Raw genomic sequence first — 826 nt, 5'->3', positions numbered from 1 at the left:
GAACTATTTGTTCGAACTTAATATATCTGCTGTTCAGTTTTCAAAGTTCATTTGTTATCTACAAGTAATATAATACCATCTATTATACATACTGTCAACACTTTTTTATATTTTTTAATCATTTTGTTTTAATAACCTGTTAAGAACATCATTTAGTTTTAATAAAGGAAGACTAATATCTGAAAAGGCAGCAATTAAGTATATACTGTTATCCAACTCTTCCCATTTATATGCACTTGTTACAAATCTTTTTTTATAATCAAAATTTATTTCTACAAAATCTGTAATAATTTCTTCTGCATTATCTAAATATTCTTCAAATATTTCTTCATTATATTGATCAAATTTAGAATCAGAATATATATCTTCTATATTTATTTTTAATTTCAAAGCTATTATATCTTCTCTTTTAGTAGATTTTGTTAAATCTGTTTCCACAAAAAAATCTGACTCATTATTAAATAAAGCTATAACTTCATTACTATCTAATACTTCATCTCCAAAAACTACATACATATTCTTTTACCTCAAAACAAATTTTTATTAAAAATATAGTCTTTAACTTTCGTTAAAGACTTTTACTGGTGGGGTTAACAGGGCTCGAACCTGTGACCCCCTGCTTGTAAGGCAGATGCTCTCCCAGCTGAGCTATAACCCCATTGAAAAAATGCGCCCAGAGGGACTCGAACCCGCAACCTCCTGATTCGTAGTCAGGCACTCTATCCGGTTGAGCTATGAGCGCATATTAATAATATTATATTTTCAAATAATAGTGGAGGCGACATCCAGATTCGAACTGGAGATCAAGGAGTTGCAGTCCATTGCC

1 protein-coding gene and 2 tRNA genes are annotated in these 826 nt (G+C 30.1%); all 3 read right to left on the bottom strand.

The annotated features are described in order from the left end of the window. Nucleotides 1-114: 114 nt before the first annotated feature. Nucleotides 115-516, bottom strand: a complete 402-nt coding sequence (locus DWX74_RS10970; protein WP_118549964.1) for a hypothetical protein — start codon at nt 514-516, stop codon at nt 115-117. A 66-nt stretch (nt 517-582) separates the two neighbouring features. After that, nucleotides 583-658: transfer RNA gene (locus DWX74_RS10965), tRNA-Val, on the bottom strand. Between the two features lie 10 nt (nt 659-668). Further along, nucleotides 669-742: transfer RNA gene (locus tag DWX74_RS10960), tRNA-Arg, on the bottom strand. Nucleotides 743-826: the final 84 nt, after the last annotated feature.

Source organism: Peptoclostridium sp. AF21-18 (assembly GCF_003478825.1).
Lineage (GTDB): Bacteria > Bacillota > Clostridia > Peptostreptococcales > Peptostreptococcaceae > Peptacetobacter.
Note: the sequence above shows the minus strand (reverse complement) of the source record. Positions and strands in the feature narration are given on the sequence as shown.